The following is a 24,738-nucleotide window of genomic DNA, read 5'->3' on the forward strand; positions in this document are numbered from 1 at the left end:
CTTTGAGACAATTTATAAAATGGATAAGGTGGATATCATGGTGACGCGTGCAGATAGAGATCCAATTGCTAATTGGTGGTGGACGATTGATCGCTCTATCTTTGCAGCTTGTTTAATTTTAATGGGAATTGGCATTATGCTGTCTTTTGCTGCCAGCCCTATTATTGCAAAAAAAATCGGAATTGCTGATAGTTTTTATTTTGTTCGGTGGCATATCATTTTCAGCATTTCAGCATTTTTTACGATGGTTACCATTTCTTTTTTTTCGCTTTCTAATATTCGCCGTTTATGTGCTCTTTTGCTCATTGTAACGCTTGCTCTTATGGTTGCAACCTTATTTTGGGGTCCAGAATTAAAGGGAGCACGGAGGTGGATTCAGCTATTTGGTTTTTCTGTACAGGCTTCAGAGTTTATGAAGCCAGCTTTTGTGGTTATGTCCGCTTGGCTTTTTTCGGAACAGATACGCAGGAGAGGAATTCTAGGTTATACGTTAGCGATTGTACTTTATGGCATTTGTTGTGTGCTTCTGGTTTTGCAGCCTGATATTGGACAAACAGTTTTAATAAGTGCAACATGGGGAGGGCTGTTTTTTATTGCTGGTGTACCTCTTACCATTATTTTTCTCTTTCTCATGTTAGGCGTTGTAGGAATTATTTTAGCTTATTTTTTTCTGCATCATGTGCGCGAGCGTATCAATGGTTTTTTGACAGGTGAAGGAGATACTTTTCAAGTGGATGTAGGCCGTGAGGCTATTTTGAATGGTGGTTGGTTTGGGCAAGGGCCGGGTGAGGGAACAGTAAAACGTATCATTCCTGATAGCCATACAGATTTTGTATTTTCCGTTGCTGCTGAAGAATATGGTATTATTCTTTGTTTATTAATTATGATGCTGTTTGGCTTTATTGTTATGCGTTCATTGTATATAGCTATGAATACACGTGATTCCTTTATACGTCTTGGTATTACTGGCATAGCAATGATGATTGGCTTTCAATCAGCTATTAATATGGCCGTTAATCTTCACTTAATTCCTCCAAAAGGCATGACATTGCCTTTTATTTCTTATGGTGGTTCTTCGATGGTGGCGATTGCGTTTTCAATGGGCATTTTGCTTAGTTTAACACGTCGTTGGCCAGAAGCACGCCTTTCAGCTTTTTCTTCCTCTTCTGTCTTGGATACCCCTTATGAATGATAAAAAAGTTATTGTTTTGGTGGCTGGTGGTACAGGTGGACATCTTTTTCCTGCTGAAGCCCTTTCTGTTGAATTAAGGAAGCGTGGATATGATGTTCATTTAATAACAGATGAAAGAGCACGTCCTTTTGTTCGGTGCTTTGATGAAGAGCATACTCATATCGTTTCATCGGCAACATTTATACGACGTCATCCTTTTGCTCTGATAAAGACGTTTTGGTCTTTGCTAAAGGGTATGGGGCAATCGTTGGCGCTGTTTTATAAATTACGTCCTGTTCTTGTTGGAGGATTTGGGGGGTATCCGAGCTTTCCTCCTCTTTTTATTGCGGCCTTAACGAGGCGTGTAACATTTATTCATGAACAAAATGCTGTTATGGGGCGTGCTAATCGGGCGTTGGCAATTTTTGTGCGTGCAATCGCTGGTGGTTTGTTGTCGCCAAGTGGCGCTTATGCTCATAAAATACTTTTGACGGGGAATCCTGTCCGTGAGTCTGTGTTGAAGGCGGCCAAAATTCCTTATCATCCCTCAACTGGTGAAGAGCCATTTCATTTTTTGATTTTTGGAGGTAGCCAAGGGGCTTCTGCTTTTTCACATATTGTTCCAGAAGCTATTGCTTTATTCGATGATAAGAATCGTAAACGTTTACGAATTGTGCAGCAAGTCCGCGGTGAAGCAGGAGGGTTGATTAAAATCTATCGTGATATGGGCGTACAAGCAGAGGTTGCTCCTTTCTTTGATGATATGGCTGAACGTATGGCACATGCTCATTTTATTTTGTCGCGCGCTGGGGCTTCATCCGTTTGTGAGATAGCGGTGATTGGTAGACCTGCTTTGCTTGTTCCCTATCCCCATGCTTTAGATCATGATCAGGCTGCCAATGCAGCTCTGCTTGCTCGTGTAGGTGGTGCGCAAATTGTATTAGAAAAAGATTTAAATGCACAAAAGCTTTTTTCTCTTTTAATGCACGCTTGTTGTGCGCCCCATTTATTGGAAAAACAAGCGCTTGCTGCAAAAAAAGTTGGGCAACCTCATGCAACCCGTTGCCTTGCTGATATGGCTGAATCCTTAATTGCAGGGCGATTGTTGTCAGATATAAAAGAGGAGCTTTTAAATGAAAATGCCACTTGATATAGGCGTTATCCATTTTATCGGAATCGGGGGGATCGGTATGAGTGGAATTGCGGAGGTTTTTTATAATCTTGGCTATAAAGTTCAAGGGTCAGATCAAGTTGAAAGTACAAATGTTGAACGTTTGCGGAGAAAAGGAATTAGCGTTCATATAGGTCATTGTGCTGAAAATTTAGGGAATGCAGAGGTTGTTGTTTTTTCTACTGCCGTTAAAAGAACAAATCCTGAGTATATTGCTGCAAAGGAAAGACATTTGCCGCTTGTTAGACGTGCAGAAATGCTGGCGGAGCTGATGCGGTTTCGGCGTGCAATTGCGGTGGGTGGTACACATGGTAAAACAACAACCACATCAATGGTCGCAGCCCTGCTTGATGCTGGTCATTTTGATCCAGTGGTAATTAATGGTGGTATTATTAATGCTTATGGTACGAATTCTCGTACAGGAGATGGCGATTGGATGATTGTTGAAGCTGATGAAAGTGATGGTACATTTTTAAAGCTGCCTGCTGATATTGCTGTTATTACTAATATTGACGCTGAGCATTTGGATCATTATGGAAGTTTTGATGCTGTGCGTGAGGCTTTTCGGCAATTCGTAGAAAATGTTCCTTTTTATGGTTTTGCTGTTTTGTGCCTTGATCATCCAGAGGTTCAGTCATTGGCGGGCCGTATTGATGATCGTTGGGTGATCACTTATGGTGCAAATCCACAAGCGGATGTTCGTTTTCTTAATCTTTCGATGGATGGTCAAAAAACGCATTTTGATGTTCTTGTTCGCTCACGCAAAACAGGAAGAAAGATTGAGTTGAAAAATTTGCTTTTGCCCATGGCAGGACAGCATAATGTTGCTAATGCAACGGCGGCTATTGCTATTGCGCATGAACTTGGCATTTCAAATGAAGCTATAAAAAGGGGTTTAGCAGAATTTGGCGGAGTAAAACGGCGTTTTACGCGAACAGGAAGTTGGCGAGGTATTGAAATATTTGATGATTACGGACATCATCCTGTTGAAATAAAGGCTGTTTTGCGTGCAGCACGTGAGAGTGCAAAAGGGCGTGTTATTGCCATTGCACAACCCCATCGGTATTCACGTTTGTATCATTTATTTGATGATTTTGCTGCTTGTTTTAATGATGCAGATACAGTGTTGATTACGCCCGTTTATGCGGCTGGTGAAGAGCCTATTGTAGGATTTGGTTCTCAAGAATTGGTAGAGCATATTAAAATGGCGGGTCACCGTGATGTGCGCTTGATACATGGTCTGGAAGATGTCGTGTCTCTTGTCTCAAAATTTGCTCAGGCAGAGGATTATGTTGTTTTTCTTGGTGCTGGCAATATCACACAATGGGCTTGTGCGTTGCCTCATCAGTTAGCGGTATTGGATGGTCATGATAAATTTTCAGCACATTGATGGTGAGGCGCTATTGGCGCAATTGCAACCGCTGTTGGGTGGCGTGAGAGGCAAACTTACACCTAATGTTGAGATGCGTAAGGTAACGTGGTTTCGCACGGGCGGGTTGGCAGAGCTTTTTTATCAGCCTGTTGATGAAGAAGATTTGGCTCTCTTTCTTCAAAATTTGCCTGAATTTGTTCCTGTGACAATTGTCGGTATCGGTTCTAATCTTTTGGTGCGTGATGGAGGCGTTCCTGGTGTTGTGATTCGTCTTTCGCCAAAAAATTTTGGGCAAGTGCAGCAAGTTTCTCCAAAAGGCTTTTTAGTTGGTGCTGGTACAGCGGATAAACATTTAGCTGCAGCCGCTTTAGAAGCTGAAATTGCAGGTTTCCATTTTTATCATGGTATTCCTGGAGGTCTTGGAGGAGCTCTCAAAATGAACGCGGGGGCGAATGGTGTTGAAACCGCAGCGCGTGTTGTCGAGGTCTATGCTCTGGATCGTAAAGGACAACGTCATATCTTGAGTTTGAAAGATATGCATTATTCCTATCGCCATTGTGATATTCCTAAAGATTTTATTTTTACGGCTGCTTTATTGGAAGGTGAACTCGGTAATAAAGATGATATTCGTGCTGCTATGGATGAAGTTTCCCTCCACAGAGAAACAGTGCAACCTATTCGTGAAAAGACAGGGGGATCAACTTTTAAAAATCCTGAGAATGGATCTGCGTGGCGCGTGATTGATGAAGCAGGGTGTCGTGGTTTACGAATTGGTGGCGCTCAAATGAGTGAAATGCACTGTAATTTTATGATTAATACAGGGCAAGCAACAGGATATGATCTTGAAGCATTGGGAGAAACAGTGCGTGCGCGTGTTTTTGCAAATTCAGCCCATCTTTTACAATGGGAAATAGAGCGTATCGGTCAATTTGAGCGTGGTCGAAGTGTTCCTCCTTTTGATCCATTTGATTGATTTATTATTCACTAAAAAAGTGCAAATAAAAAATTGAGTCATTTCAAAGAGATAATAAAAAATTTCTATTAAGAATCAATAAATTAACAAAGAATCTCTTGCATCAGGCTTTTGAGTCTGATTCATTATGAAAAATGCTAGGTTATTGATTCGCAAGAATAAACTTTGTTTTTTTCTGTATGTGGTGCTGATGTGTTCTATATAGACTACATATAGTATACAAAAGAGGGTGATTTATTATGAAAGATAAACATATAGCTGTGTTAATGGGAGGTTTTTCTTCTGAACGGTCTGTAAGTTTATCTTCAGGGGCGGCTTGTGCTGATGTTCTAGAGGTGCAGGGGTATCGCGTGAGCCGCGTGGATGTTGACGCTCATATTGCTTCTGTTCTTGAAAAGTTGCAGCCCGATATTGTCTTCAATGCATTGCATGGTCCATTTGGTGAAGATGGCCGGATTCAGGGGATTCTTGAATATTTAAAAATTCCTTATACCCATTCTGGCGTGATGGCATCTGCTTTGGCAATGGATAAGGGACGCGCAAAAATTATCGTTGCAAATGTTGGGGTTTGTGTTGCTCCTTCTTGTATCATGAGCCGCTTTGCTCTGGGGCAAACGCATCCCATGGAGCCTCCTTATGTAATTAAACCTGTGTGTGAAGGATCAAGTTTTGGTGTTGTTGTTGTCCAAGGGAATGAAGCTGCACCGCCGCATAATGTTGGGGGAGATGAGTGGGGATATGCCGATGAGGTGATGATTGAAAAATATATTCCTGGTCGTGAATTAACTTGTGCTGTTTTGGGGAATGAAGTGCTGGATGTGTGTGAAATTCTTCCCGATAAACACTTTTCATTCTACGATTATGACTCAAAATATAAAACGGGTGGTTCTCTTCATATTTGTCCTGCACAACTTTCACTAAATATTTACCAAAGTGTGCAAAGAATGTCTTTAGCAGCCCATCAGGCGATAGGGTGTCGAGGTGTTAGCCGTTCTGATTTTCGTTTTGATGAAAAAACGGGAGAATTGGTTTGGCTTGAAATTAATACACAACCCGGTATGACATCGACGTCTCTTCTTCCTGATATTGCAAAAGCGAGCGGCCGTACTTACGGCGATATTGTTCAATGGATGGTGGAGGACGCATCATGTATGCGTTGAATGTTAATAAAACAAATGTTCCGATGGGGGTGCTTTCAGTGCCGGCTTTGCCACGTCTTTATCGTCGTTTTCTTCGGTTTATGTTTGAGTTTGTTTTTGTCAATATTCATATTCCACGCCATTTCGGCTCTTTTGCTGTTGTATGGTTTTTCTTTGCTACGGCTTTTTATGGACTTTCATCAAGTGGTCAGATGGCTGTGATCGTAAACACGATCATATCGGATAGTAGTTTTGTGGTCACTCATGTCGATATAAGCGGTAATAAGCGTTTGGCAAAGCAGGATATTTTTAAAATTTTAAAACTTGATGTTGCGCCTTCTATATTCACTTTTGATGTTGAAAGAGCACGTTCTCTTTTGGAAAAACAGGCTTGGGTTCAATCAGCAAATGTTCAGAAAATTTATCCCAATAGAATGCGCATTTCCATCGTGGAGCGTGAACCCTATGCCATTTGGCAACATGATAGCATAATGGATATTATTGATAATACAGGTCGTGTTATTGTGCCCTTTAAAGGAGAAATTGCTCGGGATTTGCCTCTTGTGGTTGGGCAGGGTGCGCAAAATGCTGCTAAAGAGTTTATTCAAGTGCTGTCAGTCTATCCGGAAGTATATGATCGTATTCGTGCTTTTGTGCGGGTAGGTAATCGACGTTGGGATCTTGTTTTGGATAATGGAATGCGCGTTATGTTGCCTGAAAATGGTGCCCTTGAAAGGCTTTCCTCTCTTGTTTCCTCTGGTACAATGCAAGATCTTTTATCGCGCGATATTCTCAGTGTTGATTTACGTCTTGCTGATCGAATTACTGTTTCTCTATCAGATGAAACGTTGGAGCGTTATCATGCTGCTGTAGCAGAAGAAGAACGTACTTTGAAGGCACGAAAGGCAGGAAACCCATGATGTTGCTTAGATCACATCATCGGGGGGGGCGTAAGACACGTTTTTTAACGGTTCTTGATGTCGGCTCAAGTAAGATTGTTTGTCTTATTGCTTGTTTGCGTCCTTTGAAGCATGCGCACTATTTACATGGTCGGACACATTCTATGGAGATTCTAGGCTTTGGAGTGCAGCGTTCACGCGGTATTAAATCCGGTGTTGTCATGGATATGTTTGCAGCAGAACAATCAATAAGATTGGCTGTTGATGCGGCAGAAAAAATGGCGGGTTTGGTGGTGGATTCAGTGATTGTGAATTTTTCCTCAAGTCGATTACAAAGTGCTTTGATTAATGGAAAGGTCCATTTGAATGGTCGTGAAGTCACCAAGCGTGATATGCGTATGGCCTTTTCAGATGTTTCGCGTAAAGCTTTTGATGCTGAACGTCATGTTATGCACACAGTTCCAGTTTCTTATGTGTTGGATGGAGATAAAGGAATTTCTGATCCTATTGGCATGGCAGGGGAAATATTTGGTGTCGACGTGCATGTGGTAACAGCAGAAACAGCCTCTTTGCGTAATTTAGAAACTTGTATTAATCGTGCACATTTGAGTGTTGAAGCAATGGTTGCTACTCCCTTTGCAAGTGGTCTTGCTGTCTTGATGAATGATGAGGCGCATTTAGGGGCTGCATGTATTGATTTTGGTGGTGGAACAACAACATTTTCAGTGTTTTTTGAGGGAAAATTTATTCATGCGGATGCTCTTGCTGTTGGGGGGCATCATGTCACTCTTGATGTTGCGCGCGGATTTTCTATGTCTTTAACAGAGGCAGAACGTTTAAAAGTTGTTTATGGTTCAGCACTTTTAACAAGTGCTGATGAGCGACAAATGATTAATGTAGCAGAAATTGGGAGTGAACAGCGTGAAACTCAATATCCTCGCGCGGTTCTTGGGCGTATCATTCGTGCGCGTGTTGAAGAAATTTTAGAAATGGTCCGTGATTGTTTAAATCGTTCTGGGTTTGGTCACATCATTGGTAAACGTGTTATTTTGACTGGGGGAGCAAGCCAGTTAACAGGATTGCCAGAAATGGCACGTACTATATTAGGAAGAAATGTTCGTATCGGGCGGCCTTTAGGTATTTCGAGGCTTCCTTCTCTTGCAAAAGGGGCGGCGTTTACATCTGCTGTTGGGTTGTTAATTTATCCGCAATTGGTGGGTTTTGAAGAAAAAACAATGCAGGCGGCAGGAAATCATTTATCGATGGGCACGCGTGGGTATTTTCAGCGTGTTGGTCAGTGGTTGCGTGAGAGTTTTTAGTTAAGTCTAGTTGGATAAATTTCATCGCTTTGGCTTGCGGTGTCTTATGAGAAGGAAAAGAAAATGACGATTAATCTGCATCGGCCAGATATCGCGGAATTGAAGCCACGCATTACCGTTTTTGGTGTTGGAGGTGGTGGCGGGAATGCCGTGAATAATATGATAAATGCTGGTCTTCAGGGAGTTGACTTTGTTGTTGCAAATACGGATGCACAGGCTTTGGCTATGTCAAAGGCTGAACGTGTTATTCAACTTGGAGCCGCTGTGACAGAGGGGTTGGGTGCTGGTGCTTTACCGGAAGTTGGACAAGCGGCGGCAGAGGAATGTATTGATGAAATTATTGATCATCTTGCAGACTCTCATATGGTTTTCATTACTGCTGGTATGGGGGGAGGAACTGGAACAGGGGCTGCTCCTGTTGTTGCTCGCGCAGCACGTGAAAAAGGTATTTTGACTGTTGGTGTTGTGACAAAGCCGTTTCAGTTTGAAGGCGCACGTCGTATGAAAACGGCAGAGGCTGGTATTGAAGAATTACAAAAGTCTGTCGATACATTGATTGTTATTCCCAATCAAAATCTTTTCCGTATTGCAAATGATAAGACAACCTTTGCTGATGCTTTTGCTATGGCTGACCAAGTGCTTTATTCTGGTGTTGCTTCCATTACGGATTTGATGATTAAAGAGGGTTTGATTAACCTTGATTTTGCTGATGTTCGTTCTGTTATGCACGAAATGGGTCGAGCCATGATGGGAACGGGTGAGGCATCTGGTGATGGGCGTGCTTTGGCTGCGGCTGAAGCTGCTATTGCAAACCCATTGTTGGATGATACCTCTATGCGTGGGGCGCGTGGTTTACTGATTTCTATTACGGGTGGTCGTGATATGACTCTCTTTGAGGTTGATGAAGCTGCTAATCGTATTCGTGAAGAAGTGGATGCTGATGCGAATGTGATCTTTGGTGCTATTGATGATGAGTCATTGGAAGGCGTTATTCGTGTTTCTGTGGTTGCTACCGGTATTGATCGTGAAGTTAGTGATGTGGTTCAGTCCTCTCATCCTCAGATTCAAAGGCCTGCTTCTCCAATACGCAAGAGCGATCCTGGAACGTCGCACAGTTCTTTTCATGTTCAGTCATCGCCTCTGCGTTCTGAGTCAATGGTAGAAGTGATCGAATCACTTGAAATAGAGAAGGGCAAATCAACCGGAGAACAGTTCCGTCCCAAAAGTCAAATTTTTGCACATCCTGCAGAAGCAATGACGACACGAAGTGCAACGAATGCTGTTGCGTATGGTTCAAATGCTGTTCAGGAACAGAGATCAAATGTGCCCCGTATGCAAGTAAGCCGTGGTTTTCAACAGGCTATGACGGCTCCCGTGAGTATGGAAGCAACAGCGCATGTTCTTGATGAGATGACAGGGGGTGTGAAGCAAAAAGAAAAGCCAGTGCAACCAAAACAAATGCAACAGATGCAAGCGCGGGCTCCAATGCGTATGCCTGAGTTAAAGGATTTTCCTCCTGTTGCTCATGGGCAAAGTCAAAGAACATCTGTGACTGATCAAGGTCCTCGTAATCTTTGGCAGCGTTTGAAACAGAGCTTGACGCATCGTGAAGAAGAAGAGCCAGAAGCGAGGTTGGAGCCTGCTGTTAGATCATCTCAGCAGCAAGAGTCTCATGTTTACAATAAAAATTCTCAAGCGCTTTCTCAAGATGCTTCTGTTTATGTTCCACGTCGTTCTGGTGAGCTGCACCCTCAGGTACCACAAGATCAGCGTACTTTTATAAGTGAAGAAGATCAGTTGGAAATACCAGCATTTTTACGTCGTCAGGCAAATTAATTGATGAAAAATGAGGCAAAGTAAGCAATTTTATTACCTCTTTGATGCTCAGTCAAAAATTATACAGTAAAATATATTGCTGTTTTTGGGATAAAATACTTTGTTTTTGAAAAACCGCTTATAATAAGCGGTTTTTTTTATTATTTACTATGAATATTTTTTATAGTTTTATAAATTTTGTTAAAAGATGTAAACGCAATGCAATAAAATAATATGATGAATTTGATGCCAAAATATCAGTCTACTCTTAAAAAAGCAGTAACATTTAAGGGGATTGGCGTTCACAGTGGCTGTTTGTCAGTGGTAAAGGTTTGTCCAGCGGATGTTGGCTGTGGTATTGTTTTTAAGCGTTGTGGATTAGGCGGAACAGAGAAAATATTTCAAGCCCATGCATCGCAAACAGGAGAAACTGAATTATCAACGGTACTTGGAGATGGAGATGTAAGGGTTGAAACAATTGAACATTTGATGGCAGCAATTGCTGCTTATAATTTGGATAATCTTGTTATTGAAGTGTCACATAATGAGATTCCTATTTTGGATGGTTCAGCGTGGCTATATTGCCAAGCTTTTGAAGATGTTAGCATTGTACAGCAAAATGCGTTGCGTTCTTATTTCATTATAAAAAAGCCATTGCGGGTTGAAGGAGCTCATGGTTTTGCAGAGTTTTTGCCATTCGATGGACGTCGTTTTGATATAACGATCTCTTTTCCTTCTTCTGCTATTGGTAAGCAACATTTCAGTTTTGATCTTACCACACGAGGGTTTAGAGATGATTTGTCACGTGCGCGCACTTTTGGTTTTATCAAAGACGTGGAAAAATTAAGGCTTTCTGGAAAGGCGAGAGGCGCTTCTTTGGAAAATTCCCTTGTTATCGACCTTAATGATAAAATTTTAAATCCCGATGGTCCTTATTGGGAGAATGAATGTGTTCGGCATAAGATGCTTGATGCGATTGGTGATACTGCTTTGCTTGGGGCGCCTTTTATTGGATTATTTCGTTCTTATTGTAGTGGACATAGAATTAATGCGCAATTGGTGAAGGCTGTTTTGGCAGACGAATCATATTACGATAAAAGCTTTTTAGAGAAAGAGTAAAAAAAATGACAAGATTTTTTTATCGTTTATTTGATTTTTAAGGGGATGATTGACCTAAACTGCTAAATTGGTTATGTGGATTTTAAAGTGATATGGTATAAAAGCTTTGATAAATTGTTTTTGCTACAAGGTGATATTCTGTGGAGGCCGGAAAAACTATGAAAAAATCTCATGTGTGCATTGGAAATATGACATATAGAAAATCTAACATTGTACGCAAGATATTGGGGGTGGTGCTTTTGGGAAGCACCTGTATGTTGGCGGGATGCCTCTTTAAAGAGAAAAATACCCTTGATCCATCTGCTTATGTTTTAAAAATAGAGCCACCAGATGTTTTATATAATCAGGCTCTTGCTAGCCTTGAGAGTGGGAAGCTTGGCGATGCATCGAAGAAGTTTCTGAAGATTGAAAAGCAGTATGCTTATACTGACTGGGGGCGTAAATCTTTGGTCATGGGTGCTTTTACTAATTATCGACTTGGAAAGTATGATGATTCAATTAGTATGGCTCAACGCTATATTACTCTTTATCCAGGGTCTACTGACTCCGCTTATGCGTACTATATTATTGGTCTTTCTTCTTTCCGTCGGATTCCGGATGTTACGCGTGATCAACGTGATACGAAACGTGCTATTGCTGCTATGCAGCTCCTTATAGAGCGTTATCCTAATTCTGAATATGTCAAGGATGCTAAGGATAAAATTCGTTTTGGGCGCGAACAGCTGGCTGGTAAAGAAATGCAGATTGGCCGTTATTATGAAGAGGGGCGGCGCTACCTTGCAGCAAGCAGACGGTTTCGTACCGTGGTTGAAGAGTATTCTGATACAAATCAAATTGAAGAAGCACTTTTCCGCTTGACAGAGGTTAATCTTGCTCTCGGCTTAACGGCGGAAGCACAGACGGCAGCAGCTATTTTAGGACGTAATTATCCCAAAAGTGAATGGTATAAATTTTCTTATAATCTCTTGCAGAAGAATAAAATATCGCCCCGCGAGCATAAATCTTCTTGGATCTCAAATGCTTTAGGTGGTGATAAGAAGAGGGTGCGTTGATTCTCTATGCTAGTACAGCTTTCGATTCATAATATTGTTTTGATCGAAACGCTCGATATTCATTTTACGGCGGGGTTGACTGTTTTAACTGGAGAAACAGGTGCGGGGAAGTCTATTCTCTTGGATGCTTTATCACTTGCTCTAGGGGGGCGGGGTGATGCTTCGCTTGTGCGTCATGGTGCGGACCGTGGGCAGGTCACAGCTGTTTTTGATGTGTCTGTTTCACATCCTGCACGTCAACTTATTCGTGAGAATGGTCTTGATGATGAGGGTGATATTATTTTACGGCGTGTGCAATCAAGTGATGGACGTAGCCGTGTTTTTATTAATGATCAGGTGTCTAGTGTTGCATTGATGCGGAGTGTTGGCCGTTTGCTGGTTGAAATCCATGGACAACATGATGATCGTGCGCTTGTTGATGTTGCTACACATCGCCAATTATTAGATGCCTTTGGTGGTCTTGACGATGAAGTGGAAAATTTGCGTCAGTGTTATCACACATGGCGTGAATTTGAGGAACGTTTGCAACGACAGCGTCTTAAAGTAGAGAGCGCCGTACGTGAGGTTGATTATCTTCGTGCGTGTGTAGAAGAGCTTGAAAAGCTTGATTTTAAAGTTGGTGAAGAGGATGCTCTTTCTCTGCGCCGTGCCGATATGCTTAAATTAGAAAAAATAGCGACGGATATTAAAGAAGCGGATAATCTTTTAACGGGTCAAAAATCACCAATCCCCGTGCTTTCTAATTTGGTGAGGCGTTTGGAGCGAAAAATTCCTGAGGCACAAGAGCTTATTGCACCAGTGGTGAAATCTATTGATGAGGCATTGCATGCACTTGCAACAGCACAAGAAGGTATTGAGACGGCAATACGAGCATTAGATTTTGAACCTGATGAATTGGAAAGGATAGAAGAGCGTCTTTTTTCTCTTCGGGGTTTTGCTCGTAAATATCAAGTTTCTGCGGATGAATTGGTACAGTTACGTGATAAAATGGATGCTGAACTCGCTGCTTTTGAAGAGGCTCAGACTGTATTGACACGTTTTGAAGATGAAGCAAGACAAGCACAAAAAGAGTATGATACATTAGCGCAAGCGTTGTCAATAAAACGTCAAGAGGTGGCAAAGAACTTGTCTGAAAGCGTGATGACTGAGTTACCAGCACTGAAATTAGAGAGGGCTGAATTTATTGTTGAAATGCAAAGTGATATAGAAAAGCGGAGTGCAGAGGGATGTGATCGTATTGAATATTGGGTGCGAACAAATCCTGGAACACGTGCTGGACCAATGCTTAGTGTGGCTTCTGGCGGTGAATTGTCTCGTTTTTTGTTGGCATTAAAAGTTGTTTTGTCTGATCGAGGATCAGCACCGACGCTGATCTTTGATGAAATTGATACAGGCGTTGGGGGTGCTGTTGCAGCGGCTATTGGGCAACGGTTGAAACGCTTATCAGAACATGTTCAGGTTTTCGCTATTACGCATGCTCCACAGGTTGCATCGAAAGCGCGTGGACATTTTCTTATTTCAAAAATTGAAAGTCATGATAAAGGACGCTTTGTTACTGCGATTCATAAAATGGAAGAGCATGAGCGTGCAGAAGAAATTGCTCGTATGTTGGCAGGAGAACAGATTACTGAAGAAGCGCGTGCAGCGGCTCAAAAGCTTTTAGCATAAAGGTAATTCGTCAACGATAAAAATACTGGAAAGCTTGTATTTATTGAGATTCACTTTATGAGGAGACGTGGAGATCCTTAGGGCAGTGCTTGTAATTTGGAATAGATTTTATGAACAAAGATGCAGATAAAAATCTCACAGCTGTTGAAGCAGAAAGTGAATTAGAGTGGTTGGCAAAAGAGATTGCACGTCATGATGTGCTTTATAATCGTGATGATCAGCCTGAAATTTCTGATGCAGAATATGATGCTTTGCGCCGCCGTAATGCAGAAATTGAAGCTCTTTTTCCAGAGCTTATTCGTGTTGATTCGCCTTCACATAAAATTGGGGCACCAATTTCTGAAAAGTTTGAAAAATCTGTTCATGCACAGCCAATGCTTTCACTTGATAATGCATTTAGCTCTGAAGATGTTACTGAATTTGTTGAGCGTATTCGTCGTTTTTTACGGCTTCCAGAAACACAAGTGTTGGAAATAACAGCGGAGCCAAAAATTGATGGTTTATCTTTGTCTTTGCGTTACGAAAAGGGGCGGCTTGTGGGGGCCGCAACGCGTGGGGATGGAACTGTCGGTGAAAATGTGACGGCAAATGCCCGAACAATTGCTGATATTCCACAAGTTTTGCAAGGTGATTTTCCTGATATCATTGAGGTGCGTGGTGAAGTTTATATGGGGCGGGAGGATTTCCAAGCACTTAATATCAGCCAACAAGAAAAGGGCAAGTTAACCTTTGCCAATCCCCGAAATGCGGCGGCTGGTTCACTCCGTCAGCTTGATTCACGGATAACCGCTAGCAGAAAACTTCAATTTTTTGCTTATGCTTGTGGTGAGGTGAGTGAAATATTGGCAGAAAGTCAAATGGAGATGATGAAAAAGCTAAAAGAATATGGCTTTGTTATCAATCCATTAACAAAAGTCTTTAAGACAGTAAAAGAAATTATTTCGTATTATCACGATATCGAAGAATGCCGTCATTCTTTAAGCTATGATATTGATGGCATTGTTTATAAGGTTAATGATTTGATGCTCCAAAAGCGCTTGGGGTTTGTTTCTCGTTCGCCGCGTTGGGCGATAGCCCATAAATTTCCAGCAGAAAAAGCGATAGCGCTTTTGGAAAATATTGACATTCAAGTTGGTCGCACGGGAGCTTTGACACCTGTTGCACGTCTTACGCCTATTACTGTTGGTGGAGTGGTGGTGACCAATGCTAGTTTGCATAATGAGGATTATATTAAGGGAATTGGTCATAAAGGAGAGCCTATTCGTGAAGGACGTGATATCCGTGTAGGCGATAGCGTGATTGTACAACGTGCTGGTGATGTGATCCCTCAAGTTATTGATGTTATTATTGAAAAACGTCCGAAAGATGCTGCTGTTTTTATTTTTCCTCATTTGTGTCCAGCTTGTGGGAGTCATGCTGTTCGTGAAGTGGGAGAAGCCGTGCGTCGCTGTACAGGGGGGCTTATTTGTCCTGCACAGGCGATTGAGCGTATTCGTCATTTTGTTTCACGCAATGCTTTTGATATTGAGGGCTTGGGTAAAAAACAGGTAGAGTTTTTTTTCTATGCTCAAGATGAAGCGCTTTGTATTCATACACCAGCTGATATTTTTACTTTAGAACGTCGCCAAGAAAAATCTTTGATACGTTTAGAAAATATAGAAGGTTTTGGTACTGTTTCAGTGCGCAAATTGTATGATGCCATTAATGCACGTCGCAAAATTCCTTTGAGCCGTTTTTTGTTTGCATTGGGGATTCGTCATGTTGGAGAGGTGAATGCACGCCGTCTTGCGCGTACTTATAAAAATTATACGGCTTTTGAGACCGCGGCTATGGAAGCACTTATGCCATGTGATAAGGAAAATGAAAAAGGCAATGAAGCTTGGATGGAGCTTACCAATATCGAAGGAATTGGACCACAGGTAGGGAGCGCAATTGTTGATTTTTATCAAGAAGCGCATAATCGTGAGGTTTTGTCTGTTTTACTTGAAGAAGTAACCCCTCTTGATGAGGAGCCTATCTTGACAGCTTCTTCTCCAATAGCGGAGAAGACAATTGTTTTTACAGGAACTTTAGCGCATATGTCACGCGATGAAGCAAAAGCATTGGCAGAGCGATTAGGGGCCAAAACATCTGGTTCACTTTCTAAAAAAACAGATCTTCTTGTTGCAGGACCTGGAGCGGGTTCCAAATTGGCTAAAGCTGAAGAATTAGGTGTTGAGGTTATTGATGAAGAGGCTTGGCTACAGTTGATTGAGGAACATAATGTTTAGAGTGCGTTTTCTAGGAGATGCGTATACTGTTTGTATGATTATCTCTCTTATATCTTTTTGGGGCTGGAATCAAAAAGGGGATAATAGAGGCTGTTTTTTGCAAAAATAGAGCGCCATATACTTTGATATTTATTAAGTTATTGAAAAAACGTTAAAATTAAATATTAAACTTAAACTATTATGATGAAGAATATACAAGATTATTATTAGTAAAAGATATACGTTGTCACTGTGAAGCAAGGTAAAAATTATAAATAAATATGCAAAATTTTTGAATCTATACGGCGTAATAAGCTGGTTATAATAGGTGCTTTAGAAATATGACGCGGAGGATTATAAAATATAATGAAAATTTCTATATAGTAGAATAAGGTTATAACTCATGTGAAGATGGAGTGGAGGATAGTTGATAAGCGTTATCTTTTACAAGTGTATCCCGTCCTGTTTCAGTTTGGGAAGAGCTTTTGTTGTATCGGTAAAAAACTTGAAGTATTTTATAGAAGCATTTTTTGTGTTTGTTGATGGTAAATACACATTTCTCTCTTTAAAAGAGAAGGGTGTGGTGTTTTTGTAAGAAGCGTTGGAAGATATTTGTGTTTCTTCATTTAAAGGGGCATTGTTGCCTCTTTTGCCCATTTTTTATCTTCTTCATTTAAGTAAGGTGCATTCATCTGATAAACGCGCGCATGGTAATCATTGAGCCATTGTCGTTCTTCTTGTGTCAAAAGCTCTGGAAGAATGAGTTTTTGATCAATAGGGCAAAGTGTAAGCGTTTCAAACGAAAGCATTTCTATATCTCCGCCATCAATTTTTTGTGCTGGCTTTACCATTATCAAATTTTCAAGACGGATACCAAAAGCACCTTCGCGATAATATCCTGGTTCGTTTGAAAGAATCATACCGGAGATGAGTTCTTGGCATCCTTTGCGAGAAATATTTTGTGGCCCTTCATGAACAGAAAGATAAGACCCAACACCATGACCGGTACCATGAGCATAATCAAAACCAGCTTTCCATAAGGCGATGCGTGCTAGACTATCAATGTCTTGTCCACGGGTTCCTTTTGGAAATTGTGCGGTTGAAAGAGCAATCATGCCTTTGAGAACAAGAGTAAAACAGCGCTTTTCTTCCTCTCCAATATTTCCAATTGCTATTGTACGTGTCACATCTGTGGTGCCATCACGATATTGTCCACCTGAATCAACAAGATAAAGTTCACCAGCATTGAGGTGTTTATTTGTTTGTGTCGTTACACGATAATGAATAATGGCACCATTTGCACCTGCTGCTGAAATTGTATCAAAAGAAAGATCTTTAAGTTCTTCTCCCATTTCTTTTGCTGTGTTTATGCGAAATTCTTCTAATTTTTGAGCAGCAGAAATTTCACTTATTGACCCTAGTATTTGTTTATCTAACCAAGAAAAAAAACGGGTTAAGGCAACACCATCGCGTAGATGTGCTTTGCGTGCGCCATTGAGTTCTGTGTCATTTTTAATGGCACGTGGTAGAGCAGCAGGATCGGTAAGTGTGATGAAAGAGCTATTGTTTTCTTCAATAACAGTTCGTAATTTTTCGCATGTTAGCTGTGGATCTAAGGCAAACACTGTTCCTTTTTGAACATACTCTTTGATCTTTGGAATAAGCTGTTCTGGTTCATATAATTTTGCATAACGTTTCAGATATTGTTTCTGTTCTACACCAAGTTTTTTGCTGCTAATGAATAAGGCTGGTGTTTCGTTAAGTGGAATGAGAGCAAAACAAAGGGAAAAAGGTGTATTGGAAACATCACTGCCCCGTATATTGAATACCCATGCAATGGAGGAGGGGTCTGTAAAAATAAAGGCATTTGCATGAGTTTTCTGTATATCTTTGTAAATCAAAGCGAGTTTTTCATCTGTATCGCACCCAGCATATTTGAGAGGGTGAATTGATAAGGCAGATTGTGGAAATGGTGGCTGATCATGCCAGAGCTGATCAATGGGATTATGTTGAACTGCTACAAGTTTTCCACCGGCTTTTATCTCTAAAGATTTTTTCAACGTTGCTGTAGCGGCAATCGTATGGAGCCATGGATCAAAACCAATAGAAAGTTTTTGACCATTTTTTTCAAGCCATTGTGAGGGAGGGCAAGTTATGAGATCTTCATAATCAAAAATATCAGGATCAGTTTGTTGGCGAACTTGGAGCTTATATCGCCCGTCTGTAAATATGATGGCTTTATTTTTTAAAATCAGTGCAATCCCAGCTGATCCAGTAAAGCCGGTTAGCCAGCTAAGGCGTTGAGCATGAGGAGGGACATACTCTCCTTGGTGTTCATCGCACCGCGGAATAAGAAAACCATCGAGTCCAAGACGATCTAGTTCTTTACGAAGAGAGGCAATGCGCTCTAGAGCATAAGCAGGATTTGTTGTCGCCTCAAAAGATTGATACATAACGACGTCCTTTTCTTTTATTTTATTTCAGATGTATCGTAACCCATCCTTGCCGGTGGTATGTTTCGATATGTTTTAGCCCTTGTTTTACATAAGTCTCCAAAACATGGGCATGTTGTTCTTCAAGAATTCCAGAGAGTATAAGTGATCCCCCTTTTTGAAGTGCTTTTACCACTTCTTGCGCAAGTTCAATAAGCGGATTAGCAAGGATATTGGCAACAATGAGATCAAAGGGAGCACGTGAAGCAATTGCATCATGGGCAAAACCTGTTGCTGTGACAGCTGTAACATATTCCTTGACACCATTGAATTCGATATTGTGTTGTGCAACTTGAACAGCAATTGGGTCAATATCGGATGCAAGCACAGTAATTGGTTGGAGCATTGCGATGCCAATGGCTAGTACACCGCTCCCAGTACCAAGATCAAGGGCATTTTTTGGATTTTCGTGTTTCATGACTTTTGCAATCATTTCTAAACAACCGGCTGTTGTTCCATGATGTCCGGTGCCAAAAGCTTGATTAGCTTCAATTTCAATAGGAAGAACATTGGCTGGAATATCGCTTCTATTATGACTTCCATGAAGGAAAAAAGGACCGGCTTGCACAGGTTTTAGTCCTTCTAGGCTTTTTTGTACCCAATCAATGTTGGGTAAAACTTCCATATTAATTTTATCAAAATCTATAGAAAGGATTTGAGCAAAACGTTTCGAAATATGCTCGTAGTTTTCTTGGTCTACATAGAGTGAAAGTTCATATACAGCATTTTGTTCATCTATTTCTGTAAGAGCAAGAGGATAACCTTCTTCGTCAAAGGCTGTTTCTATAAGGGTATAGAACCGTTCTGCTTCATTTTTAGAAGCAGTATAATAGAGGCGAATTTGTTGCGACATGCTGTTCTTTCTTTTGATCGGCTTTTTTTAGTTTAAGATGAGTTTTTTTAACCGTTCAATGGCGATTTCATCTTTTAATTCGCTATCGTTTTCTTTCTTGTCATAACGGATAACGCCAGCTAATTTTCCACCTTTTTTAAGTAAAAAAATTGCGGCTGTATGGTTATATGTATAGTTTCCATCTGTTCCAGGGACTTTTTCAGCAACGATGTTAAAGGAATTGACCATTTTGTGAACTTTATCAGGATCCCCACTGATACCAATGATTTTATTGTTAAAATTACTGAGATATTCATGGAGTACTTCTGGTGTATCACGTTCGGGGTCAACAGTCACAAACCATATACCTAATTTATCGGTATTGGATCCAAGGGCTGTAAGCCACCGATCAAGATTCATCAATGTCGTAGGGCAAATTTCAGGACACATAGTAAAGCCGAAAAAAATTATTGAAGGTTTGCTTCGAATATCAGCCTCAGTAATATTTTTTCCATTAGAATCAGTAAGTGTAAAATTATCACCTAAAGGCTTATTTGTCAGCGCATCATAAATAAAAATACCTGTAAGGAATATGATTGTCAGCCCCAAGATGCGTATTACATTTTTCATAGTTTGACTCTCTTAGATAGATCAAGAAATTCTAACATTGGCAGATTTGTTTTGCAATCTCTGTTTCATGGTTGATTTTATTGGCTTGATTGGTATGTCTTTCTATATCTATTGATGAAACATTGGTGAAAGATGCATGAATATTGAGAATGATCTTCGGTTTCATGAAAGTGAGCCTCGTATCCATACGACAGCACGGCTGCATGGTTGTAAATTAGGGCGCTATGTGGAAATTAATGAGCGGGTGATTTTACGGGATGTAACCGTTGGAGATTTTTCTTATTTAGAACGTAATAGTGAGGCTATTTATAGCGATATTGGGCGTTTTTGTTCTATTGCATCTCATGTACGGATGAATGCGTTGGAGCATCCCATGGAGCGTGTTTCAACGCATAAAATAACCTATCGTCCAAACGAATATTTTCGTTATATGGCACTTGATCGTTCTTTTCGTGAAAGGCGTTGTGCAAAACGCGTTATTATTGGGCATGATGTGTGGATTGGATATGGTGCGGTTATTATGCCTGGGGTGACAGTTGGACATGGAGCAATTATTGGTGCTAACGCTGTTCTAACGAAAGATGTTATGCCTTATGCGGTTGTCGCTGGTGTTCCTGCTAAACGCTTGCGGATGCGTTTTCCCAATCATGTCATAGAATGCCTTTTGGAGATGGCTTGGTGGGATTGGCCACTTGATAAAATTTACGACGCATTGCCTGATATGCAAAATTTACCAATTGAAGTCTTTATTCGCAAATGGAAATGATAGTCAAAATAAAACAAAATGGTCTCTTGAAAAAACGGATCGTGGTTTGCTTTTAGTTAAGCTTTGTTTACAAAATTATCCAGCACACGCTTTTCTCCGGCTTTTTCAAACATTATTGTCAATTTATGATCGTCTATTGCTGTAATATGACCATAACCAAATTTTATGTGAAAAATCCGATCATTGATAGAAAAATTTGATGATTCATGAGAGATTGATTGAGCGATAATTTTCCCTTCAATCGTCTTGTTTTTTTGTGCACGCTTTTGTCTTGGTGTTGTATAGTCATTATAAAAGAAATCATGATATTGAAAAGAAGATTTTCCATAACCGCCATAAGATGTTTCCGTTTCTGCAACTTCTATATGTTCTGCTGGTAATTCATCTAGGAAACGGGAGGGAAGAGTAGATTGCCAAAGTCCATGAATTCTACGATTAGATACAAACCATATATGCAGGTGTTTTTTTGCTCTTGTGAGTCCAACATAAGCAAGACGCCGTTCTTCTTCTAATCCCGAACGTCCACCTTCATCTAATGAGCGCTGGTGGGGAAAAAGTCCTTCTTCCCAACCTGGAAGAAAAACTGTTTCAAATTCAAGGCCTTTGGCTGAATGAAGTGTCATGATGTTGACTGCATCGGTATTTTCATTGTTTTCAGCGTCCATAACCAGTGCAACGTGTTCCAAAAAACTTTGAAGATTTTCAAATTGTTCCATGGAACGGATCATTTCTTTAAGATTTTCTAGTCGTGTAGGAGCCTCTGGTGAGCGATCTTCTAACCACATGGTTGTGTAACCAGAATCATCAAGGATGATCTCGGCAAGTTCTCTATGAGGAGTGTCTTGAAGCATATTTTGCCAGCGGCGGAATTTTTCAATAAGGCTTCGTAACGCACTGCGTGCCTTAGGCTTTAATTCATCTGTTTCAATGATGTTAGCGGCAGCAGAAAAGAGAGGAACAGCACGTGCACGCGCACTCTCATAAAGAATGCGCAGGGTTGCATCTCCTATGCCGCGTTTTGGTGTATTAATAACACGCTCAAAAGCTAAATCATCAGCAGGTTGGACAACAACGCGTAAATAAGCCATAGCATCACGTATTTCCATTCGCTCATAAAAACGAGGACCTCCAATGACGCGGTAGTTAAGACCAAGCGTTACAAAGCGATCTTCAAATTCACGCATTTGGAATGATGCACGTACCAATATAGCCATATGATTTAATGCATGACCGGTTTGTTGTGCGCGTTCGATTTCTTCTCCGATCGCTCGTGCTTCTTCTGCCGAATCCCATGCTGAATGAATTTTTACCTTTTCTTCCTCACTCTTTATTTGAGCAGAAAAAAGAACTTTTCCCAGTCTTTCTTCATTATGAGCAATGAGATGGGAGGCGGTTTTAAGAATATGGGATGTTGAGCGATAATTGCGTTCTAGACGAATAATTTTAGCAGAAGGAAAATCTTTTTCAAAACGTAATATGTTTTCGACTTTTGCACCACGCCATCCATAAATGGATTGATCATCATCGCCAACACAACAAAGATTAACATGTTGACCTTGAGGATGTTGGGCCAAAAGGCGAAGCCAAAGATATTGTGCTGTATTTGTATCTTGATATTCATCGACAAGAATATAACGAAATTGAGAATGATATTCGCGAAGAATATCTGGATTATGTTGGAAGATAGAGATAGAATGAAGTAGAAGGTCACCAAAATCACAAGCATTAAGATCTTTTAATCGATTTTGATAACTGTGATAAAGTTCGCGTCCCATGCCGTTACCAAAGGAATGAGCATCACTTTTTGAGATATGTGTTGGTGAAAGTCCTTGATTTTTCCAAGAATCAATCATCATGGCTAGGTTTCGTGCGGGCCAACGCTTATCATCTAATCCTTCAGCTTGAATAAGCTGTTTTAAAAGTCGAAGAACATCATCGCTATCGAGAATTGTAAAGTTTCTTTTTAAATCAACAAGTTCTGCGTGACGTCGTAAAATTTTAGCACCAGTGGAATGAAAAGTTCCAAGCCAAGGCATACCTTCAACAACTCCTCCAATAAGTTCACCAATACGCATTTTCATTTCACGTGCTGCTTTGTTGGTGAAAGTGACAGCAAGTATTTGCTGAGGAGAGGCAAGTCCAGAGCGTAAAATGTGAGAAATACGGGTTGTTAAAACGCGCGTTTTTCCTGTACCAGCGCCTGCAAGAACTAAAAGAGGCCCCTCAGTATTCATAACAGCTTGTTGCTGTTCTGGATTGAGTTGTTCTAAATAGTCTGTGTTATATGATTTTTGTTCTTGTAGAGTATGGGAGAAAGAACCAGAGCTCTTCTTATCATGGTCTGGAGGGGAATCTTCTTCAAAGAAAGGTATGTTGTGATCAAAAAAATTACTCATTATATCTCTTTTGTAGTCTTTTTTTCATTGAAGTTCTAGATCAAAAAAACTTCTCTTAAAAAAGTCACAACAGCTTCAGTTGAATAAACAGAAAGAGAACGTAAAAAAATAAGCACAAACATTAAAGGCGTTGAGTGAGAACACTTTGAAGGGCATAAACGCGTAATGAAGCCGAAAGATTGACTTGTTGTGGTCTTTTGCTATCAATATCAGTGATAATAAAGGCTAAAGATTGTCCTTTTTTGCGGGCTATATCTTTTAGAATATCTAAAAATGGTGGTTCTAAAGAGACGCTTGTTGCGTGTCCATCAACGCGAACAGATATCTTTCGTGGAATGACTTTTGACCAATCGATAGAATTATTTTCGTGCATTTTTCTACCTTTATTCATCATTTTGTAAACGATTTTGATCAAGAAATTTTTGCGTTTTTAAAGACTTTTGTTGCTCAAAATTTTTTTCAGTTTTTGTTCGTCCAAAACGATAACGATTTAGCTCAGCACAAAGAGATTTTTCTGTACGTTTTTTTTGTTTTCGAAATTGGCGAAGGTTAATCAATTCAGTCATGAGAAAAACTTATTTTTTTCGAAAGGAATCTAAAGAGACAACATCAGCACTTTGTTTGGCATCGTTATTTGAAGATTCTTTATTTGTACTGAGGTTTTGTTCTTTTGTAAGCGTATTTTCTTTTTTTTGTGTGTTTGATAAGTTAATGGGCGTGGTTGAAGTATTTTCTGAATTTTCACTTTCTCCAGAGGTAAGATTTGAGGGTAGATCAAATGCTGCTTCAAATGCTGCTACAGGATCATAAAAGACCTGAATAGAAGTAAAAGGAATCACGAGCTTTTCGGTTATTTCCCTGAAGGAGAGGGTTACTTCGAAAGCTGTTTCTGAAACACTGAGATCTCTAAACTGATGTTGTAAGACGATTGTCATTTGCTCGGGATAGCGATTTTTTAACCGAGAAGAAATTTTAACGTCTGGGGCATTCGTCAAAAAAGTTATAAAAAAATGATGATTTCCCGGAAGACCTGCTTTGCTAACTTCCGATAAAACTTTACGGATAACTCCACGAAGCGCATCCTGAACGAGAATATCGTAACGGATTTGATCTTTAACCATCGAAGTTTATTCCTTTTATTTCACGTAGCAGAATGGGGTGTATTGATATTGTGTGATAGAAAACATATTTAAAATTAACAGTGTTTTGTCTACGATGCACCTCCATAAATCGAATAAATACGAAAATCTATGGTAAATAATGTCTGATAATGTCTGAAAGATCAATCAATAACATTTAAAAAAAGTGAAGGCTTCTGTTGCCAGGTGCCTCCGAACCCCGCTTAAACCTGCGACGGTTTAAGACTTAGTTTGAAACATTCACACTGCATCAAGCAGCGAGACGTGCTTCCGCATAGTTGTCATTTGCAACTACTCATTTAGCCCGATAACGGTGGTACAATGCCGAGTAAAAGAGCGATCTTTACACCCTTGTCGATCCTATTTCGCCCCCACCAAAATATAATGTTGGTTTCTTATATTTTGGTGGAGGCGCCGGGTACCGCCCCCGGGTCCAATAGGTTTATTTCACCGTCCATTTATTACCATATCTGGTAAACCAGCCTTCTAAATATAGATGAAGAACGGTCTTTAGAAAAGGGGGGTTGTTAATATTT

The 24,738-nt window shown here is 40.5% G+C and carries 20 protein-coding genes and 1 other RNA gene; 13 read left to right on the plus strand and 8 right to left on the minus strand.

Annotated features, from left to right (window positions below; translation table 11 throughout):
* The first annotated feature begins 37 nt into the window (after positions 1-37).
* From ACFIK6_RS05485 to ligA, 12 genes are all read left to right on the plus strand, one after another.
* Positions 38-1,192 carry an FtsW/RodA/SpoVE family cell cycle protein gene (locus ACFIK6_RS05485; RefSeq protein ID WP_375656814.1) on the plus strand — a complete coding sequence of 385 codons (1,155 nt, stop codon included), beginning with the start codon at positions 38-40 and terminating at the stop codon, positions 1,190-1,192.
* Positions 1,185-2,321: a UDP-N-acetylglucosamine--N-acetylmuramyl-(pentapeptide) pyrophosphoryl-undecaprenol N-acetylglucosamine transferase gene (locus ACFIK6_RS05490; RefSeq protein WP_375677444.1), complete on the plus strand. Its 1,137-nt coding sequence runs from the start codon at positions 1,185-1,187 to the stop codon at positions 2,319-2,321. Before ACFIK6_RS05485 ends, ACFIK6_RS05490 begins: the two co-directional genes overlap by 8 nt.
* The gene (murC, locus tag ACFIK6_RS05495; RefSeq protein WP_375677445.1) at positions 2,305-3,732 is read left to right on the plus strand and encodes a UDP-N-acetylmuramate--L-alanine ligase; all 1,428 of its coding nucleotides are present in this window, start codon (positions 2,305-2,307) and stop codon (positions 3,730-3,732) included. Before ACFIK6_RS05490 ends, murC begins: the two co-directional genes overlap by 17 nt.
* Entirely contained in the window at positions 3,710-4,687 is a 978-nt protein-coding gene (murB, locus tag ACFIK6_RS05500; protein ID WP_375656811.1) for a UDP-N-acetylmuramate dehydrogenase, read from the plus strand. Before murC ends, murB begins: the two co-directional genes overlap by 23 nt.
* A gap of 239 nt (positions 4,688-4,926) precedes the next feature.
* Complete coding sequence (locus ACFIK6_RS05505) at positions 4,927-5,847, plus strand: D-alanine--D-alanine ligase (protein ID WP_375677446.1); 921 nt, start codon at positions 4,927-4,929, stop codon at positions 5,845-5,847.
* Positions 5,835-6,746 carry a cell division protein FtsQ/DivIB gene (locus ACFIK6_RS05510; RefSeq protein ID WP_375656809.1) on the plus strand — a complete coding sequence of 304 codons (912 nt, stop codon included), beginning with the start codon at positions 5,835-5,837 and terminating at the stop codon, positions 6,744-6,746. The genes ACFIK6_RS05505 and ACFIK6_RS05510 overlap by 13 nt, the downstream gene beginning before the upstream one ends.
* Positions 6,743-8,044, plus strand: a complete 1,302-nt coding sequence (gene ftsA / locus ACFIK6_RS05515; RefSeq protein WP_375677447.1) for a cell division protein FtsA — start codon at positions 6,743-6,745, stop codon at positions 8,042-8,044. Before ACFIK6_RS05510 ends, ftsA begins: the two co-directional genes overlap by 4 nt.
* Before the next feature lie 63 nt (positions 8,045-8,107).
* The gene (gene ftsZ, locus ACFIK6_RS05520; RefSeq protein WP_375677448.1) at positions 8,108-9,880 is read left to right on the plus strand and encodes a cell division protein FtsZ; all 1,773 of its coding nucleotides are present in this window, start codon (positions 8,108-8,110) and stop codon (positions 9,878-9,880) included.
* 213 nt (positions 9,881-10,093) lie between these two features.
* Positions 10,094-10,978 carry a UDP-3-O-acyl-N-acetylglucosamine deacetylase gene (lpxC, locus tag ACFIK6_RS05525; RefSeq protein ID WP_375677449.1) on the plus strand — a complete coding sequence of 295 codons (885 nt, stop codon included), beginning with the start codon at positions 10,094-10,096 and terminating at the stop codon, positions 10,976-10,978.
* 158 nt (positions 10,979-11,136) lie between these two features.
* Positions 11,137-12,030 (plus strand): outer membrane protein assembly factor BamD, encoded by an 894-nt coding sequence (locus ACFIK6_RS05530; protein ID WP_375619631.1) that lies wholly within the window; start codon positions 11,137-11,139, stop codon positions 12,028-12,030.
* A gap of 6 nt (positions 12,031-12,036) precedes the next feature.
* On the plus strand, positions 12,037-13,698 hold the full coding sequence (gene recN, locus ACFIK6_RS05535; protein WP_375677450.1) for a DNA repair protein RecN: 1,662 nt from the start codon (positions 12,037-12,039) through the stop codon (positions 13,696-13,698).
* Positions 13,699-13,808: 110 nt separating this feature from the next.
* Positions 13,809-15,968 carry an NAD-dependent DNA ligase LigA gene (gene ligA / locus ACFIK6_RS05540; RefSeq protein ID WP_375677451.1) on the plus strand — a complete coding sequence of 720 codons (2,160 nt, stop codon included), beginning with the start codon at positions 13,809-13,811 and terminating at the stop codon, positions 15,966-15,968.
* Positions 15,969-16,573: 605 nt separating this feature from the next.
* Here the strand turns inward: ligA and ACFIK6_RS05545 are convergent.
* The 3 genes from ACFIK6_RS05545 to ACFIK6_RS05555 are packed head-to-tail and all read right to left on the minus strand — an operon-like array spanning position 16,574 to position 19,901.
* On the minus strand, positions 16,574-18,400 hold the full coding sequence (locus ACFIK6_RS05545) for an aminopeptidase P family protein (protein WP_375677452.1): 1,827 nt from the start codon (positions 18,398-18,400) through the stop codon (positions 16,574-16,576).
* A gap of 22 nt (positions 18,401-18,422) precedes the next feature.
* Positions 18,423-19,292 carry a 50S ribosomal protein L11 methyltransferase gene (locus tag ACFIK6_RS05550; protein ID WP_375642115.1) on the minus strand — a complete coding sequence of 290 codons (870 nt, stop codon included), beginning with the start codon at positions 19,290-19,292 and terminating at the stop codon, positions 18,423-18,425.
* A 27-nt stretch (positions 19,293-19,319) separates the two neighbouring features.
* On the minus strand, positions 19,320-19,901 hold the full coding sequence (locus ACFIK6_RS05555) for an SCO family protein (RefSeq protein ID WP_375642116.1): 582 nt from the start codon (positions 19,899-19,901) through the stop codon (positions 19,320-19,322).
* A 136-nt stretch (positions 19,902-20,037) separates the two neighbouring features.
* Between ACFIK6_RS05555 and ACFIK6_RS05560 the strand changes: the two genes are divergently transcribed.
* Positions 20,038-20,667 (plus strand): DapH/DapD/GlmU-related protein, encoded by a 630-nt coding sequence (locus ACFIK6_RS05560; RefSeq protein ID WP_375642117.1) that lies wholly within the window; start codon positions 20,038-20,040, stop codon positions 20,665-20,667.
* Positions 20,668-20,723: 56 nt separating this feature from the next.
* Here the strand turns inward: ACFIK6_RS05560 and ACFIK6_RS05565 are convergent, their stop codons facing one another.
* The 5 genes from ACFIK6_RS05565 to ssrA form a co-directional block, all read right to left on the minus strand.
* A complete protein-coding gene (locus ACFIK6_RS05565; RefSeq protein ID WP_375642118.1) occupies positions 20,724-23,063 on the minus strand; it encodes an ATP-dependent helicase in 2,340 nt (779 codons plus the stop codon).
* A 121-nt stretch (positions 23,064-23,184) separates the two neighbouring features.
* Complete coding sequence (locus ACFIK6_RS05570; RefSeq protein ID WP_273788067.1) at positions 23,185-23,436, minus strand: ribbon-helix-helix domain-containing protein; 252 nt, start codon at positions 23,434-23,436, stop codon at positions 23,185-23,187.
* 10 nt (positions 23,437-23,446) lie between these two features.
* Positions 23,447-23,629 (minus strand): DUF4169 family protein, encoded by a 183-nt coding sequence (locus ACFIK6_RS05575; protein WP_375642119.1) that lies wholly within the window; start codon positions 23,627-23,629, stop codon positions 23,447-23,449.
* Between the two features lie 9 nt (positions 23,630-23,638).
* Positions 23,639-24,184, minus strand: coding sequence for an SspB family protein (locus ACFIK6_RS05580; RefSeq protein WP_375642120.1), 546 nt, complete (start codon positions 24,182-24,184; stop codon positions 23,639-23,641).
* Between the two features lie 183 nt (positions 24,185-24,367).
* Positions 24,368-24,724: a transfer-messenger RNA gene (ssrA, locus tag ACFIK6_RS05585) on the minus strand.
* Positions 24,725-24,738: the final 14 nt, after the last annotated feature.

Origin of the sequence: Bartonella sp. AS69XJJH, from assembly GCF_042195585.1 — a bacterium.
Lineage (GTDB): Bacteria > Pseudomonadota > Alphaproteobacteria > Rhizobiales > Rhizobiaceae > Bartonella.